We start from the raw sequence: 14,696 nt of genomic DNA on the forward strand, positions 1-14,696 counted from the left end.
GGTATGAACCTAGAAATCACTTAAATTGATAGTTGACCCAAACATCGGGAATTGAACCGTTGTTATAACCAGAGAGTAACGTATTACGCCCAATCCTTCTGAATGACCACGTTGAAGTTAATTCATTGTTCACTCGGCCTGTTCCTGATTTTCTCCCTGACGAACTGCGGAAAAACCAATCCGCAACCGCCCAAAGCCGAGGGTTTTGATGCGACCATCCCGCGCGACACCTCCTATCTGGCAGGCCCCATAACGTTTACGGTCAAAGAATTAGAGGAAAAAATCAACCGGGAGCTTGATCCGGTTCTGGTCGGAAAAGGTTCTGCAGGAGGAAAAAAAGGGGGTATATTTCCGTTTAAAGTCGTTCGGTCGGGAAATGTCCATATTCAATATGCCGATAAGCAGGTAAAATTTTCGGCGCCTTTGAGCCTCTACATCAACTCGCCCCTCAGCGCCGAAAAGACGGTTGACCAAAAACCGTTCTGTTCCCTCCAGATCAATTTTCAAAGCCCGCTGACGGTAACGCCCAACTGGCGGCTGGCCAGTAAGGTGCAGTTTACGAATTTCGACTGGATCAAAGAGCCGGAAATCCGGCTGCTGGGCAAGGAGATTTCGCTGACCAATTTTGCCAAAAAACTCCTCGACAAACACCAGTCGTCCATCGAAACCGCCATCGACTCGGCGGTTTACAAAGAATTGCGGCTCGACCGAATGGTCGGGCCCATCTGGCTCAACATCCAGCAACCGCTGCTGATCGACAAATCGTTAGGTCTTTGGCTAATACCCAAACCCCTTAGCGTTGCCGCCAGCCCCATCGAAGGTGATCAGCAAAAAATAACCACGCATCTGCGAATTGCGCTGGAATCAAAAACCGTGTTGCAAGCCACAGAACCCCCGAATTCACCCGTTAAACTGCCCCAATTGCAGAAACGCGACTCCGTTTCTCAACTTTCGGATCTGCACTTGCTGAGCTTTATTCCGTACAAGGATATTAATCAGATGCTGGCCCGGTTGCTGGCCAAAGAAAAAAAGATGTTGCTGTTCGGGACCATTACCATCAAAAAAGCTTCGGTGTATGGCGGACAACGGGCGTTGATTGTTAAAACCGATATCAGCGGTTTACTGAACGGAACGCTGTATCTGCGCGGTCGACCGACGTTTGACACGACGACCAACACGCTGTCCGTCAAAGACCTGGATTTTGATGCCGAAACGGTCAGTGAGCTTTCCAAATTTTCCAATTCGCTGGTTCACGACGGCCTGGTCAAAGCGCTCGAAAGCTTCCTGACGATTTCGCTGGGCGGTGAAATTGAACAGCTTCCGGAAAAAATCAGTACAGCCTTCAAAAAAGGCAAAAGCGGCCAAAAAACCTCCCTTGGTATTCAATCTTTTCGATTTACGCCCCGGAAAATCGCGATCCGACCCGATGGCATCCAGGCGTTGATCAACGTCCAGTCGAAGGTGGCGGTTCAGGTCAGGAAGTTGTAAGATTTACAAAAAACTCTGGCTGATGAATTGCAGCGCATCCGGTAAACCGCTGCGCCAGTATTCCCAGGTGTGGCCGCCGTTGCGAACCCGATATTCGTGTGGAATGTTCAGGTCCCGCATCAGCGTGTGCATTTCGGCATTGCCTTTATACAGCAGTTGGTCGTCGTCGCCACAATCGAGGTAAAACCGGACGGCTTTTTTCTGCGCTTCCGGCATTTTCTGGATCAGATACAGAATGCTGTTCTGGTTCCAGAAGTCGGTGATGCGGTTATCGGTTTCTTTCAACTCACCCATCGCCGTGCGATACCGTCGCAGATATTCCTGATGCGGCATTTCCCGGATTTGCTGGTCGGTCCGAACCCCGGCGCTGAAAGCCGCGCAGGAACCGAACAAATCCGGATGGTGCATGGCGTACAGCAACGAGCCAAAACCGCCCATTGACAAACCCGCTACGGCCCGAAACCGCTTTTCCGCCCGGCAGCGGTACGTTTTTTCAATGTGCGGAATCAGTTCCTTAATGAAAAAATCTTCGAACTGGTATTTCCCGGCGGCACTGTTGAGGTAAAACGTCATTTCGGCGTCCGGCATCACCACAATCATCGGCGGGATGCGGCCCTCCCGAATTTCCCGGTCGACAATATTCTGCATATTCCCCGACTGGAGCCAGGCTGTCTGATCGTCACCACCGCCGTGGAGCAGATACAAAACCGGGTAAGACCGCTGGGAGTTTTCGTAACCGGGAGGCAGGTAAAGTGCAAACTTTTTGTCTTTTTTCAGGATGGCGCTTTTGACCGTCAGGTCGTCGAACACTTTACTTTCCTGCGCAAACGCAGACAGGGAAAACAGCAGGCAAATGAGCCACAGAAATCGCATGAACAATCGTTGGATTTTGAGTTGAAACGAATAAAAAACCGCACGAATGAACGGCAAGTTAGCGGTTTATCCCGTCAGAAGTGGGTTTTTCTGCTTTTCTTTCCTATCTTACTTTTTGTTCACTGCTTTCGTAACCGAATACAACCATGAAACTCATTTACCGGATTCTGCTGGCTCTGCTGCCAGTTTTTGTGCACGCCCAAACGCCCGATTCAACCTGGTTTCGAACGAATTATTCCAAACAGGAAATTTACATTCCGATGCGGGACGGCACGAAGCTTTTCACGTCCATTTACGCTCCGAAAGACAATGCAGAAAAACACCCGGTTCTGATGTCCCGAACGCCGTATTCCTGCGCGCCCTACGGCGAAACCGCCTATCGCAATTTCTGGAGCAATCACTACCGGGAATACTTGAAAGAAGGCTACATCATGGTGGTGCAGGACGTTCGCGGCCGCTGGATGAGCGAAGGAACCTTCGAGGATGTCCGGCCTTACAATCCGGCAAAAAAGGCCAAAACGGACGTCGACGAAGCCACCGACACTTACGATACCATCGACTGGCTGGTGAAAAACCTGCCGAACAACAACGGCAAGGTGGGCGTTTTCGGCATATCGTATCCCGGTTTTTATTCGACGATGGCGGCTTTGAGCAACCATCCGGCGCTGAAGGCCGTCAGTCCGCAGGCCCCGGTGACGGAATGGTTTCTCGGCGACGATTTTCACCACAACGGGGCGCTGATGCTGATGGATGCGTTCAATTTCTACATCCGGCGCGGTTTTGGTATGCCCCGGCCTAAACCAACAACCGTGGGTCCGAAACCGATGGAGGTAGTCACGAAAGACAGTTACGAATTTTTCCTTCGCAACGGCACGCTGCCGAAGTTGACCACCTTTGCCGGAGATAGCGTGCGGTTCTGGAAAGAGTTGATGCAGCACCCAAACTACGACAGCTTCTGGCAATCGCGCAACGTCCGCAATTTTGTCAACAACATTTCGCCCGGAACCGCAACCCTGGTGGTGGGCGGTCTATTCGACGCGGAGGATTGCTACGGCGCCTGGACGACGTACAAAGCCATCGAAAGCAAGGCGAAAAATACCAACAAAATCATCATGGGACCGTGGTTTCACGGGCAGTGGGCCGGTCGTGGCAGCGACGGTTCGTCGCTCGGTAACGTGCAGTTTGGCAGCCCAACCAGTGCATGGTACGCGACGAATGTCGAAATTCCGTTTTTCAATTTTTACCTGAAAGGCAAAGGCAGCGCCGATCCGATCAAGGAGGCAACGGTTTTTTATACCGGCGAAAATCAGTGGCACCAACTGGAAAAATGGCCCCCGGCCAACACCTCCGAAACCGCCCTGTATCTGCAACCCAAGGGCACTCTGAGCTATACAAAACCGGCTTCGGCCGGCGATTCGTTCACGGCCTACGTCAGCGATCCGGCCAAACCGGTGCCGTACGCCGAAGGGATTAAAACGCTCCGCACCCGCGAGTATATGACGGACGATCAGCGGTTTGCGGCCAATCGACCGGATGTGCTGGTGTTCGAAACCGACGTACTGACCGAAGATCTGACCCTCGCGGGGCCGCTGACCGCCGATTTGCAGGTGAGCATCAGCGGAACCGACGCCGATTTTGTGGTGAAACTGATCGATGTTTTCCCGGATGAGTTTGAATACGGCAAGGCCGACAAATACATCATGAGCGGTTATCAGATGCTGGTGCGCGGAGAGGTAATGCGCGGACGGTTTCGGAACAGTTTCGAAAAACCGGTCGCGTTTGTTCCCGATCAGGTCACGACCGTGAAATACGCACTGCCCGACATTGCACACACGTTCAAAAAAGGCCACCGGCTGATGGTACAGATCCAAAGCAGCTGGTTTCCGCTGGTCGACCGGAATCCGCAGAAATTCGTGGATATTTACCACGCCAAAGAAGCTGATTTTCAAAAGGCAACAATCAAAATTCACCACAGCGGAAAAGCCGCCAGCCGTATTTTACTGCCGGTTTTGAAGTGAAAAACGTTTACGGTTTATGGTTCGTGGTTAAAGGTTGAGACAAATTTCTGTCCGTGAGTCACTCATAACCTGAAACCATAAACGTTAAACTATTAAACTTTCTCAAATTGATTGAAATGGCGTACGCATTAGTTTTGCTGGCCGTGTTACTGCTCGGCGGGTTGATCTGGAATTACCGGCGACGGAGCGTTGCGGTTAGCCCGCCCGCATCGGCCAGCTATAGTGATTTATTGGAGGAACACGTCGCGTATTACCGCGCGCTGAGCAATGAAGAGAAGGCGGTTTTTGAACAGCGCGTCGATCAATTCCTGTCTCACACCCGCATCGAGGGTGTTGGCACGACCGTCGATGAGCTGGACCGGGTGCTGGTAGCCAGCAGCGCCGTTATTACAATTTTCGGGTTTAAAGATTGGTCGTTTTACCGCCTGACGACGGTTTTGCTGTACGACGACCGTTTCAATACCGACTTTGAAACGTCTGGCAAAAACCGTAACATCCTCGGCATGGTGGGCGAAGGCGGGGCGCTGCAAAGCACGATGGCGCTCTCCAAACCGGCACTGCACGAAGGTTTTGCGAACGAAACCAGCAAGGAAAACACTGGTATTCACGAGTTTGTCCACCTGCTCGACAAAGCCGACGGTTCCACCGACGGCGCGCCCGAATACCTCTTGGACCGCAATCACCTTAAACCCTGGCTTCAACTGATTCACGCCAGCATCGCCGATATCCAGAAAAACCGCTCTGACATCAATCCCTACGCCACAACCAACGAAGCCGAGTTCTTCGCCGTCGTTTCCGAATACTTCTTTAAACGCCCGGATTTACTGAAGGAGAAACATCCCGAGCTGTTTGCTACGTTGGAGGAGATTTTTCAGCAGCGGCCGGGGGAAGGTTAAGAAACAGCTATTTCACGAAGCGGAGGAAAGCAGAGCTCAGCGGAGGTTATTTTTCTCTGCTGAACTTCGCTTTCCTCCGCTCAGCTTCGCGAAACAACTAAAAATCACTTGCCAATAATCTCCTTTCGGTGTGTTAGTCCCCAGAAGTGAAGTTCCTCCATTACCTTCTCCAGCGATTTGCCATGCGCCGTGATGGCGTATTCGACAGTCGGCGGATAAGTGTCATATACTTCCCGGGTGATCAGTTTGTTCTGCTCCAGGTTCTTCAATTCTTTCGAGAGCGTTTTGTCGGAAATCCCGCTGACTTCCTTCGAAATCTGCTTGAAGCGTTTGGGGCCGGACGATAACGCAAAAAGAATCAACAACTTCCAGCTTCCTTCCAGCGCTTCCAACGCATCTTTGATCGAAAGCATATTCTTAGGACACCCCTCTCCGGTCAGCATATTTTTCTGGTTCGTTTTAGTGATTCTAATGATACTAGCTCGTTGGCATCTGCTTTCCAACCGGAAAGTGCTTTCCAACGGACAGCGAATATAAATACTTTTGGTCCGTTCTTAAAACCGGATCAACTCATGACTCATTATCCAAAACCGCCAATAGCCCTTCACATTGCTTTATGGGTTGCCCAGATTCTCATTGCCGCCAGTTTCAGCTGGGCGGCCTACCTGAAACTTTTTCAGCCAATTGCCGAGCTTTCCAGGATGTGGCCTTGGACGGCGCAAATTCCCCCTGAACTCGTGAAACTCACCGGCGTATTCGATTTTCTGGGGGCAGTTGGCATTCTTCTGCCTTCCCTGCTCCGGATCAGGCCCGGCCTGACGCCCATTACCGCCATTGCCATCGTAGTCCAGATGATCTGCGCGGGCATTTTCCATATTTCCCGGGGAGAAGCCGCCGGGATTGCACCTAATATTGTGTTTGCCCTGCTTGCGGCTTTTGTTGCCTGGGGAAGATCCAGGAAAGCACCGATTCCGGCACGATAAGCGGTTTTAGTATCCCGCGGAGAAAAGCTTTTTATGTTGCAGGGTGTTAAGGCTGTCTTCATTCTATTATGGTTGCCCCCAACCCCCTAAAGGGGGCTTCTGCTCCGGAGTTTCAAGCCTCCTTTAGGGGATTGGGGGCTTGGTTGAGAACCGATCCAAGTCAAGGAAACGCTTCAATTTTGATAACCTATTTTAACGAAAACGGGCCGGAAATGTACCGCTTCCGCGTTCATTCCCGGCCCGTGGGATTTATAGACCAAGTCGCTTTTATGGCAATGAAGTAGAATACAACTGATTGAATAACAGCTTAAACGTTCCCTGCGCCTGGGCGCGGAAGGTGATTTCCGGTCCGAAGGCGTAGAGTTTGCCGGAACCGACCGGGGCCATAAAAGCCGCCACGCCGTCCTGCAAATAGGCCTGCCCCCAGGCCCAGCCGCTGCGCAGCGGTTTGGCGGTCGAGAACCACGCCAGCGGTTTGACAATGCCTTTGGCCACCGCATCCGGCGCGATTTTAAAAACCGGGCTGGCATCAAAATAAACGTCCGTCTGGCATGATAATCCCCAGGTGGCTTGCTGGGTGGAGTCCAGATCAATGCGCAGAATACTGCCCGGAATGTAGTATTTTTCGTTCGATAGAGGTCGCTCAATGCCCGCGCTGTTCATGTCCACCAGCGCATTTTTTACCGGCAATCCCAGGTGGTAAGCCAGGTTTGTGCTGCTGCCAATGGTGACGACGTTACCGCCCGCTTCCAGGAATTTCTTCAACTGCGGAATCGACTTGTCGGCCGTAATTTTGCCAAGCCACGGACGGTATTCGGCGGGCAATTCTTCAGCTTTGGGCTCCCGATTCGAAAAACCGCCTTCGCCCCCACCGGAACCGGAAGCGCCCACCGCCGGAATGGCCCGGGAAACAAACACGATCACATCGAATTTCTTCCGCAAATCACCGGCGTCGATGTCCTGCGAATAGATGACCTGCATCGGGAAACGGTATTGCTCCATCAGCCAGCGAACCCAGCCCGACGGCATCGACCCGCCGTAGGCATCCCACAGCGCAATCCGCGCGGGCGACACCTTCACCAGCGCCCCCATCGGCTTTTTGCCAACGCCCGTAATTTCCAGTCCCAACTCCTTTGCCGATTTATCCAGCAACGTTTTGGCCTTGGCCGAACCCGGAACGTAAAACGCTCCGGCTGCCAGTTTCCCGGCTGTACCCGTCGGTAACCGGTATACGTCGACGCCCGACTTCAGGAGATCGTTGACGGCAATAAATGCGTTATTGGTCTGCGCACTCAACGTGTAGCCCGCGACAGTGCCGGTTTCCATCTTGCCTTTTGGCATTTGCAACTCGCCGTAGGGCAATTTCCGGAAGGGACCGTCAAAACCGTCCAGAATCCGGTCCACTTTGACGCCCATCTGGTAAGCCAGGGTCCAGCCAGCGGCATCGTACGGACGCACCGGCGGACCGCCCGGATACTGAAAATCGTTCGGGTGATCCTGCGGCTCGAACATGTCCAGCACGTGCGGCCGGAACGCCTGATCGGTTTTGACGACGTATGAACCCGCCGGGTATTTCTTGCCCGCTACGGTAAACTCCGCCGTGGCTTCCTGCACCTGAATACCGGTTTTGATCAACGCATTGAGGAACTTGACCGCCGTCGGGAAATCCGGCTGATCGGTCGTAATGATGTATCCGCGCGGGTCGCGCAGGGCAGGATCTTTCAAAACCGCATCGTAATATTTCACGGGAATGCCGCCCCCGCGCGGCAACAAACCGTACTGGTCGGGCGTCGTTGCCGTTCCGCTCGTCGGTGGCGTTTTCCTTAAATCGGCCTGATAATTCTGGTTGATGGCGTCAATCCGCTTCGGCGAAAGCGTCCAGTAATCCGAGCTGCCGTGCTCGATGGCGTTTTTGCCCATTCGGTAAATATTGTACAGCAACTGATCGCTGTGCCGGGCCGCGTAGTCGAGCGTAGCATAATTCAACGAAACGGAATAATCGATTGACTGCCTGAAATACCACTTCCGGGGCGTCACCGGAAAGGGCGTATTTCCGTTGGGAATCAGGCGGTTTGGCACCAGTGGCACGTCTTCCGGCGTCGGATTGCCGATAATTTCCGTCAGCAAACCGATCATGTTGTGAAAGTGCGTAGTCGTCCGTAAACCGCCGTTGTACCAGGTCGAGAAAACCGAACCGCCCAGGCGCGTAAAACCGGGTTTGTTTTCCGCGTTCAGCCGGTTGATCATGGCCGCACCGAGCGCATCGATCCCGGTGATCATCAGCGGCTCGAACACGTAGTTGAACGGATCGCGATACGGCGGCCCCGCCAGCACCGAACCGGCCGGTCCGCGCTGGTGGTGGTTGTACATAACCTGCGGCAGCCATTCGATAAACAACTGACGGCCAATGTTTTGCGACTCTTTCATGTTCATGATAAAAAAGTCGCGGTTGTTGTCGTGACCGGCGTATTTCTGGTAAAGGCGCGGCACATTTTCAAGCAGGCGCTTCTCCGGTTTCGGTTCGCGCATGTACCAGCTACTGACCAGTTCCTGCCCGTCGGGGTTCGCGTGTGTGAGTAGAATGACAACGTTATCCAGAATCCGGAGCGTTTCGGGGTCTTTGCGACTCACCAGTTGCCAGGCGGTTTCGATGAGTTGCATTGTGCCAACGGTTTCGGTTGCGTGCAAACCGCCATCGATCCAGACCACCGCCTTGCCTTCAGCGGCCATTGCCTTCGCCTGCTCCTCGGTCAGGCCTTCGGCGCGGGCCATTTTGGTGGAAATTTCCTTGTACCGGTCGAGTTTTTTCAGGTTTTCGGGCGACGACACGATGATCATGTACTGGTGCCGCCCTTCCTCAGTCATCCCGATATCGACCAGTTTGGTCCGGTCCGAAGCGGCCAGTTTCTTAAAATACGCTTCGGTTTGGGTGTAGGTAGCAAGCTGGTAATCGTCGCCGATGTTAAACCCGAAATGGTCCTTCGGCGAAGGAATATTTTGGGCCTGAACCTGGGTCAGGCTCAGAGTCAGTAAACAAAATAAAGCGGGTAAAAAATACCTTTTCATGGGACGGAGGTTCGTTCGTTGATAAGACGAATTAACTTATTTTTTTCTCACAACCGTAACCCAGTCACAAAATATAATTTTACCATTTATAATGATAACCATATATTTTATTGAAAATTACAGAAATGGAACGAATACTATAAAAGATGCTGCGGAATCGCTTATTCAATTTTTTTCAACTCTTCCTGCCGGTCTTTCTCCAACCCGACTTTATCGAAATCCGCATGGGTGTTCAGTTCGACGGTATAACCCTGAATTTTATCGATCTCAACCGTCAGTTCAGTCGCGGTAAAATCGAAAATATGCCCGCCGGATTTGTGATCGTTCGCGAGGTAATGAAAGTGAAAACCGGGTACGTTGACCTTGGCGATGTAGCCTGGTAGCAAAAAACCGGCGACTACCCCATCGGTATTGCTTAAGTTGAACAGATGCTGCTGTTTCGCCAGGTGATCTTTCAGGCTGGGGTACGGTTTTCTGGCTGCGCCAGGTGCGCGGGACGTCAGTTTTTCAAAATGGCCCTTCATCCGAATGGCGTACATTTCGTTGGCGGGCAAAACCGCCAGCAGTTTTTTCTCCAGTTCATCCAGCGTGATGTTTTTGATAATGAACGTTGAATCGGCCTTGAAAAACTTGACAAACGCAATCGACGTACTGTCCGTATCCGGCACCTCCTGAATGCTGCCATCGTACCTAATTTTGTACACGTTACCCTGATCGACAATCAGTTCGCCATCCACCCGGTTGAATGTTCCGATGCCGAAATCGCCTTTGGTTTTTAACTGGCCGAGCGTGAGGTTGCCGTCAAAAACGCCCGCCAACAGCGCGTCAATGATCGAATACTGGTACATAAAATCCGAAACCGGTGGCTTGGCGGTTTCGGCGGATTGTTTTTGGGAGCAGCCTTGGAGGAGGTATGTGGTGATCGTCAGCAAGAAACCAAGCGGTTTACTGATTCTTAAAGGTAAATAAGTTATCATTTACAAGAGGAGTTTAGGACTAGCACACCCCGTCAGCGGTCGCAGACCCTGACGGCGGTTTAAATTTATTCAGCTTAAATTCACCGCCGTCAGGGTCTGCGACCGCTGACGGGGTTTCCGAACTCATCGACGGCCCGGCGCTGCCGGGGTTGCGGATTGGGGTGTTACCGCTTGGGGCCGACGGAATCGTAGACAATCACTTTTTCCCAGAGAGACGAATATTCTTCGACAAATTTAAGGTGAATCGGATGTGTCTGGTAAAGCTCCTCATCCATCAGGTTATTGAAAAAACAGAGCCACGAAAACGTGTACGAACGCTCAATGACCGAACGTGTGGTTGGCGCGGGCGTTCCGATGTGCACCAGCTTGATTGTCGGCACTTTAGCCAGTTTGTTTAGCCCTTCGAGCAATTTGGCTTTATCGGCCTCGCTGCCCGGGTTTTTCAGGTAAAAATAAACGTGATGGACAAATAGTTCTTTCGGAGCGTTGCCCGATAAACCGAGTCCAAGCCCGGCCCCGACACCCTTTTTTACAAACTCCCGACGTGATTGTTCTTTCATAAAACTTTCGGTCCGCGCTGGCGGCTTCTGAGGTAATTTCGTTGGTTAAAAGACAAAAGTGGGTAAGATTCTCCGAATTAAAACCGGGCTTTTCTCTTTTCTGCAAAATACTTTCTCCAACTAAATCCGAGACATGATACAGTGCTTCCCGAAAATGAACCTTCAGGGCCGGTAATTTACCTTACTTTTGCGGTATGGAAACCAATTTAGATCTTTCGCCCATTCTGGCGAACCTGGGAATTGCGGCTTTAAACCCGATGCAAACCGAAGCGCGGGAAGCGATCGTTCGGGAGAAAGCCGTACTGTTGCTCGCTCCGACCGGTTCCGGGAAAACCTTGGCGTTTCTGTTACCCGTACTTCAATTGCTCAAATCGGACCAAAAAAACGTTCAGTGCCTGATCCTGGCGCCCACCCGCGAACTGGCGTTGCAGATTGAGCACGTCTGGAAAAAAATGGGAACGGGTTACAAGGTCAACGTTTGCTACGGCGGGCATCCAATGGCAACCGAAATCCAGAATCTGAGCAATCCACCGGCGGTTTTGATCGGTACACCGGGTCGCATTGCCGATCACCTCGACCGCAACACCTTCGATCCGGGTGGCATTCACGCGCTGGTGCTCGACGAATTCGACAAATCCCTGGAACTCGGTTTTCAGGAGCAAATGGCGTTCATCATCGGCGGTTTGCGGTCGCTGAGCAAACGCGTCCTGGTTTCGGCCACTGCCGGAATTTCCATCCCGGATTTCACGGGGGTTCGTTCGCCCGTGAAACTGGATTTTATTTCCGACGATGATCGAGCTAACCTACTGACAATCAAAGCGGTTTTTTCGGAGGAGAAAGACAAAACCAATACCCTGTTCCGGCTGATCTGTTCGCTGGATTCCGAAGCAGCGCTGATTTTTTGTAACCACCGCGATACCGCCGAGCGGACGAGTGCATTCCTGAACGAATTGGGGATTTATGCCGCTTTTTACCACGGCGGCATGGAGCAGGATGATCGCGAGCGGGCCCTGATCCAGTTCCGGAATGGCAGCATTAATTATCTCATTACGACGGATTTAGCCGCACGTGGGCTCGACATTCCCGAAATGAAATACGTCATTCACTTTCAGCTGCCGCTGCACGAACACGAGTTTCTGCACCGCAACGGCCGGACGGCCCGGATGCAAGCGTCCGGAACGGCCTATGTCCTGCTCAGCCGCGACGAAGAACGCCCCCGGTATTTGCCCGAATCGCTCGAAGAATTCAGCATTCCGGCCAGAAAACCGCTGCCCGAACCGCCCCGTTTTCAGACCATTTACATCAGTGGCGGTCGAAAAAATAAACTCAACAAAATCGATATTGTCGGTTTTTTTTCCCAGAAAGGCGGGCTCGAAAAAGGCGATCTGGGCCTGATCGAAGTCAAGGATTTTGTCTCCTTCGCGGCCGTCCGGAAGTCGAAAGTCCCAAGCCTTCTGGCCAAAATCAAGGACGAAAAAATGAAAGGGAAAAGGTATAAGATTGAAGTAGCGAGGGGGGAATGACCATTGACGATGGACGATCGACCATTGCCAAAAGCCGATGGTCGATCGTCCATCGTCAATGGTCAACAATCACTTTCTCCCAAACTCCAGATCGTGGAAGTCGTAGCTGAAGTCGGTCAGGGGCGAGATGGCTTTCATTTTCATGGAAACCGGTTTTCCTTCATAATCGAGCCCGAACATTACAAAGGCGTCGGCTTCCAGGCTACGGTCGTTCCATTTCACGACAAACGTATTGCCTTTGTAAAAGTATAATTCGCCCGTCAGGCGAGGAGAACGTTTGGCTGCAAACAGAAGTCGGTCATTTTTAACGGCAATGGAAACGTCGCCAAGCCAGTTGTCGTGGTAGGTTCCGGCGTAAAAATTCAGATCCGGCTTGGCTGCGCTCTTTTGCGCTTCGACTACTTTCCTGACCTCATCTGTAACTTTATCGGCACTGGCGGTATTTTCGCGCAATCGATCGCTGTATTCCTTTACCCGGTCGGTTCCGGTGATGCCGAAATAACTGTCCTTGATCTGGTTGGTGATGGACGTAAAAGCCGCTCCGGCCTGCTGATTGGTCAGTACGATAATGCCCAGTTTAAGTTCTGGCAGCAGCGTCACCTGCGTCACCATGCCGGGCAGTCCGCCGGTGTGCGTAACCTGTTTGTACCCTTTCACATCGCTCAGTCCCCAACCCAGGCCATAAGCACTGAAGTGCGTGTTGTACGGACCCGGATTCCGGACGGGAATGATGGTTTGGGGCGTCCACATTTCGTCCTGGACTTTGGCGCTGAACAGGGTTTTGGACAAACCGTCGCCGTATTTTCCGCCGTTGAGTTGCATGATCACCCACTTGCTCAAGTCGTTAATACTGCTGTTGATGCCTCCGGCCGAGTTGCCTACGTCGAGCCGGCCCCGTCGTACCGTCCGCAGTTTTCCCTCAATGACGGCGTGGGCATCAATTACATTTGATTTGTCTTTCAGTCGCGAAAACGACGCGGCACTCTTTTCCATCTGCAGCGGTTTCATAATCCGGGTTTCAACAAAATCTTCCCAGCTCTGGCCCGAAGCCCGTTTGACGACCTCGCCAGCCACCATGTATAGCAGATTGTCGTAATCGTATTTGGTCCGAAAACCGGAAACCTGTTTCAGATACCGGAGGTTATGAATGACATCCTTCAGGGTGAAATCGCTGGAATCGGGAAAAAACATCAGGTCGCCCGCGCCCAGGCCCAAACCGCTGCGGTGAGTCAGCAGATCGCGAATGGTAAAATCCTCGGTGACGTACGAATTATACAGCCGGAATTCCGGAATGTAATCGACGACTTTATCATCCCAATTCAGCTTGCCGTCGTCGATTAGAATGCCAAGCGTGGCCGCCGTAAACGCTTTGCTGTTGGAGGCAATACCAAACAGCGTGTTGGCATCCACTTTCTCCTTCGAGTGGATCGAGCGAATCCCATAGCCTTTGGAATGAATCACCTTTCCGTCTTTAACAACGGCGACCGCAATGCCCGGCACCTCGAAGGTTTTTAAGGTCCGTTCGACCAGCTGATCGATTTGGGCCGAGGTAATGACCTGCGCAAAAACCGGCTTACAAAGTAAGGAAGATACGAAAAATAGAGCGACGAATAGTAACGGTGATTTCATAGTGAGAAGGTTGATGACCACTAAATATAGCAAATTAGCGGTTTTTTGTATTCGTCATGCCGACAAACCGTTCACATATCGCCACAACCGCCCGAGTACTATGCATAGCAAGGTAGCTCATTTCGCTATTCCTTTGAACCATCGCAACGACGAATCGTCAATCAGCCGCAGTAGTCCAGAAAACAAAAGATACTAAAACAACTCCTAAACAACAAATACCATGAAATCACTATTCGCATCCGCATTAATCGCTTTAACGTTAGGCGCTTCAACCGTGAGTTTTGCCAACGATCCCAACGTCGGCACCGAAAAAATCGCCACTTTCCAATCCGTCGTTTATCCGGTAATCAACAGCGCGAAAATCCGGGTTAACGTGAACAAAGCCAAAGGCAGTCGAATCCACGTTACCCTGAAAAACGAAGCGGGCGAAACGCTGGCCACGGAACAACTGAATAAAAGCACCGAATCATCCGCCATCCGGTTTGACCTGGGTCAGCTGGAAGACGGTAATTACCAGGTCGAAGTGTCCGACGGTTTGAACAAACAGGTGAAAGAAGTCAAACTGCACACCACCGCCCCCGCCGTAGCGACAGAACGGCACATTGCCATGAATTAATCCTATCCTGGGTGAGCATAAAAAAGAAGCCGAATGCAAAAGTCGGCTTCTTTTTAAGGAGCGGTTT

At 51.9% G+C, this 14,696-nt stretch carries 12 protein-coding genes; 6 read left to right on the top strand and 6 right to left on the bottom strand.

What is annotated here, in order from left to right; translation table 11 throughout:
* The first annotated feature begins 102 nt into the window (after positions 1-102).
* The gene (locus tag GJJ30_RS16060) at positions 103-1,488 is read left to right on the top strand and encodes a DUF4403 family protein (protein WP_154176179.1); all 1,386 of its coding nucleotides are present in this window, start codon (positions 103-105) and stop codon (positions 1,486-1,488) included.
* Positions 1,489-1,491: 3 nt separating this feature from the next.
* On the opposite strand, the gene GJJ30_RS16065 is transcribed toward GJJ30_RS16060, so the two are convergent.
* A complete protein-coding gene (locus tag GJJ30_RS16065) occupies positions 1,492-2,361 on the bottom strand; it encodes an alpha/beta hydrolase (RefSeq protein WP_154176180.1) in 870 nt (289 codons plus the stop codon).
* A gap of 146 nt (positions 2,362-2,507) precedes the next feature.
* Here GJJ30_RS16065 and GJJ30_RS16070 point away from each other — a divergent pair, with 146 nt between their 5' ends.
* The gene (locus tag GJJ30_RS16070) at positions 2,508-4,379 is read left to right on the top strand and encodes a CocE/NonD family hydrolase (protein ID WP_154176181.1); all 1,872 of its coding nucleotides are present in this window, start codon (positions 2,508-2,510) and stop codon (positions 4,377-4,379) included.
* Between the two features lie 116 nt (positions 4,380-4,495).
* Positions 4,496-5,275 carry a M90 family metallopeptidase gene (locus GJJ30_RS16075; RefSeq protein ID WP_154176182.1) on the top strand — a complete coding sequence of 260 codons (780 nt, stop codon included), beginning with the start codon at positions 4,496-4,498 and terminating at the stop codon, positions 5,273-5,275.
* A gap of 104 nt (positions 5,276-5,379) precedes the next feature.
* Here GJJ30_RS16075 and GJJ30_RS16080 read toward each other — a convergent pair whose 3' ends face one another.
* Entirely contained in the window at positions 5,380-5,718 is a 339-nt protein-coding gene (locus GJJ30_RS16080) for a winged helix-turn-helix transcriptional regulator (protein ID WP_154176183.1), read from the bottom strand.
* A 129-nt stretch (positions 5,719-5,847) separates the two neighbouring features.
* Here GJJ30_RS16080 and GJJ30_RS16085 point away from each other — a divergent pair, with 129 nt between their 5' ends.
* Positions 5,848-6,258 (top strand): DoxX family protein, encoded by a 411-nt coding sequence (locus GJJ30_RS16085; protein WP_154176184.1) that lies wholly within the window; start codon positions 5,848-5,850, stop codon positions 6,256-6,258.
* 267 nt (positions 6,259-6,525) lie between these two features.
* Here the strand turns inward: GJJ30_RS16085 and GJJ30_RS16090 are convergent, their stop codons facing one another.
* The 3 genes from GJJ30_RS16090 to GJJ30_RS16100 form a co-directional block, all read right to left on the bottom strand.
* Positions 6,526-9,324 (bottom strand): M14 family metallopeptidase, encoded by a 2,799-nt coding sequence (locus tag GJJ30_RS16090; RefSeq protein WP_154176185.1) that lies wholly within the window; start codon positions 9,322-9,324, stop codon positions 6,526-6,528.
* A gap of 161 nt (positions 9,325-9,485) precedes the next feature.
* Positions 9,486-10,256 carry an acetolactate decarboxylase gene (budA, locus tag GJJ30_RS16095; protein WP_229313166.1) on the bottom strand — a complete coding sequence of 257 codons (771 nt, stop codon included), beginning with the start codon at positions 10,254-10,256 and terminating at the stop codon, positions 9,486-9,488.
* A gap of 209 nt (positions 10,257-10,465) precedes the next feature.
* Entirely contained in the window at positions 10,466-10,861 is a 396-nt protein-coding gene (locus GJJ30_RS16100; RefSeq protein ID WP_154176187.1) for a Dabb family protein, read from the bottom strand.
* Positions 10,862-11,055: 194 nt separating this feature from the next.
* On the opposite strand from GJJ30_RS16100, the gene GJJ30_RS16105 reads away from it, so the two are divergent.
* On the top strand, positions 11,056-12,384 hold the full coding sequence (locus GJJ30_RS16105) for a DEAD/DEAH box helicase (RefSeq protein ID WP_154176188.1): 1,329 nt from the start codon (positions 11,056-11,058) through the stop codon (positions 12,382-12,384).
* 69 nt (positions 12,385-12,453) lie between these two features.
* On the opposite strand, the gene GJJ30_RS16110 is transcribed toward GJJ30_RS16105, so the two are convergent.
* Positions 12,454-14,013, bottom strand: a complete 1,560-nt coding sequence (locus tag GJJ30_RS16110; protein WP_154176189.1) for a serine hydrolase — start codon at positions 14,011-14,013, stop codon at positions 12,454-12,456.
* Positions 14,014-14,233: 220 nt separating this feature from the next.
* Here GJJ30_RS16110 and GJJ30_RS16115 point away from each other — a divergent pair, with 220 nt between their 5' ends.
* The gene (locus tag GJJ30_RS16115) at positions 14,234-14,629 is read left to right on the top strand and encodes a T9SS type A sorting domain-containing protein (RefSeq protein WP_154176190.1); all 396 of its coding nucleotides are present in this window, start codon (positions 14,234-14,236) and stop codon (positions 14,627-14,629) included.
* Positions 14,630-14,696: the final 67 nt, after the last annotated feature.

Source organism: Larkinella terrae (genome assembly GCF_009668025.1).
Lineage (GTDB): Bacteria > Bacteroidota > Bacteroidia > Cytophagales > Spirosomataceae > Larkinella > Larkinella terrae.

What these genes read in the sequence shown, in the direction of transcription:
- GJJ30_RS16105 (WP_154176188.1), top strand. Translation starts at nt 11,056, where the DNA reads ATGGAAACCAATTTAGATCTTTCGCCCATTCTGGCGAACCTGGGAATT.
- GJJ30_RS16100 (WP_154176187.1), bottom strand. Translation starts at nt 10,861, where the DNA reads ATGAAAGAACAATCACGTCGGGAGTTTGTAAAAAAGGGTGTCGGGGCC.
- GJJ30_RS16075 (WP_154176182.1), top strand. Translation starts at nt 4,496, where the DNA reads ATGGCGTACGCATTAGTTTTGCTGGCCGTGTTACTGCTCGGCGGGTTG.
- GJJ30_RS16090 (WP_154176185.1), bottom strand. Translation starts at nt 9,324, where the DNA reads ATGAAAAGGTATTTTTTACCCGCTTTATTTTGTTTACTGACTCTGAGC.
- GJJ30_RS16080 (WP_154176183.1), bottom strand. Translation starts at nt 5,718, where the DNA reads ATGCTGACCGGAGAGGGGTGTCCTAAGAATATGCTTTCGATCAAAGAT.
- GJJ30_RS16115 (WP_154176190.1), top strand. Translation starts at nt 14,234, where the DNA reads ATGAAATCACTATTCGCATCCGCATTAATCGCTTTAACGTTAGGCGCT.
- GJJ30_RS16085 (WP_154176184.1), top strand. Translation starts at nt 5,848, where the DNA reads ATGACTCATTATCCAAAACCGCCAATAGCCCTTCACATTGCTTTATGG.
- GJJ30_RS16065 (WP_154176180.1), bottom strand. Translation starts at nt 2,361, where the DNA reads ATGCGATTTCTGTGGCTCATTTGCCTGCTGTTTTCCCTGTCTGCGTTT.
- GJJ30_RS16110 (WP_154176189.1), bottom strand. Translation starts at nt 14,013, where the DNA reads ATGAAATCACCGTTACTATTCGTCGCTCTATTTTTCGTATCTTCCTTA.
- GJJ30_RS16070 (WP_154176181.1), top strand. Translation starts at nt 2,508, where the DNA reads ATGAAACTCATTTACCGGATTCTGCTGGCTCTGCTGCCAGTTTTTGTG.
- GJJ30_RS16060 (WP_154176179.1), top strand. Translation starts at nt 103, where the DNA reads ATGACCACGTTGAAGTTAATTCATTGTTCACTCGGCCTGTTCCTGATT.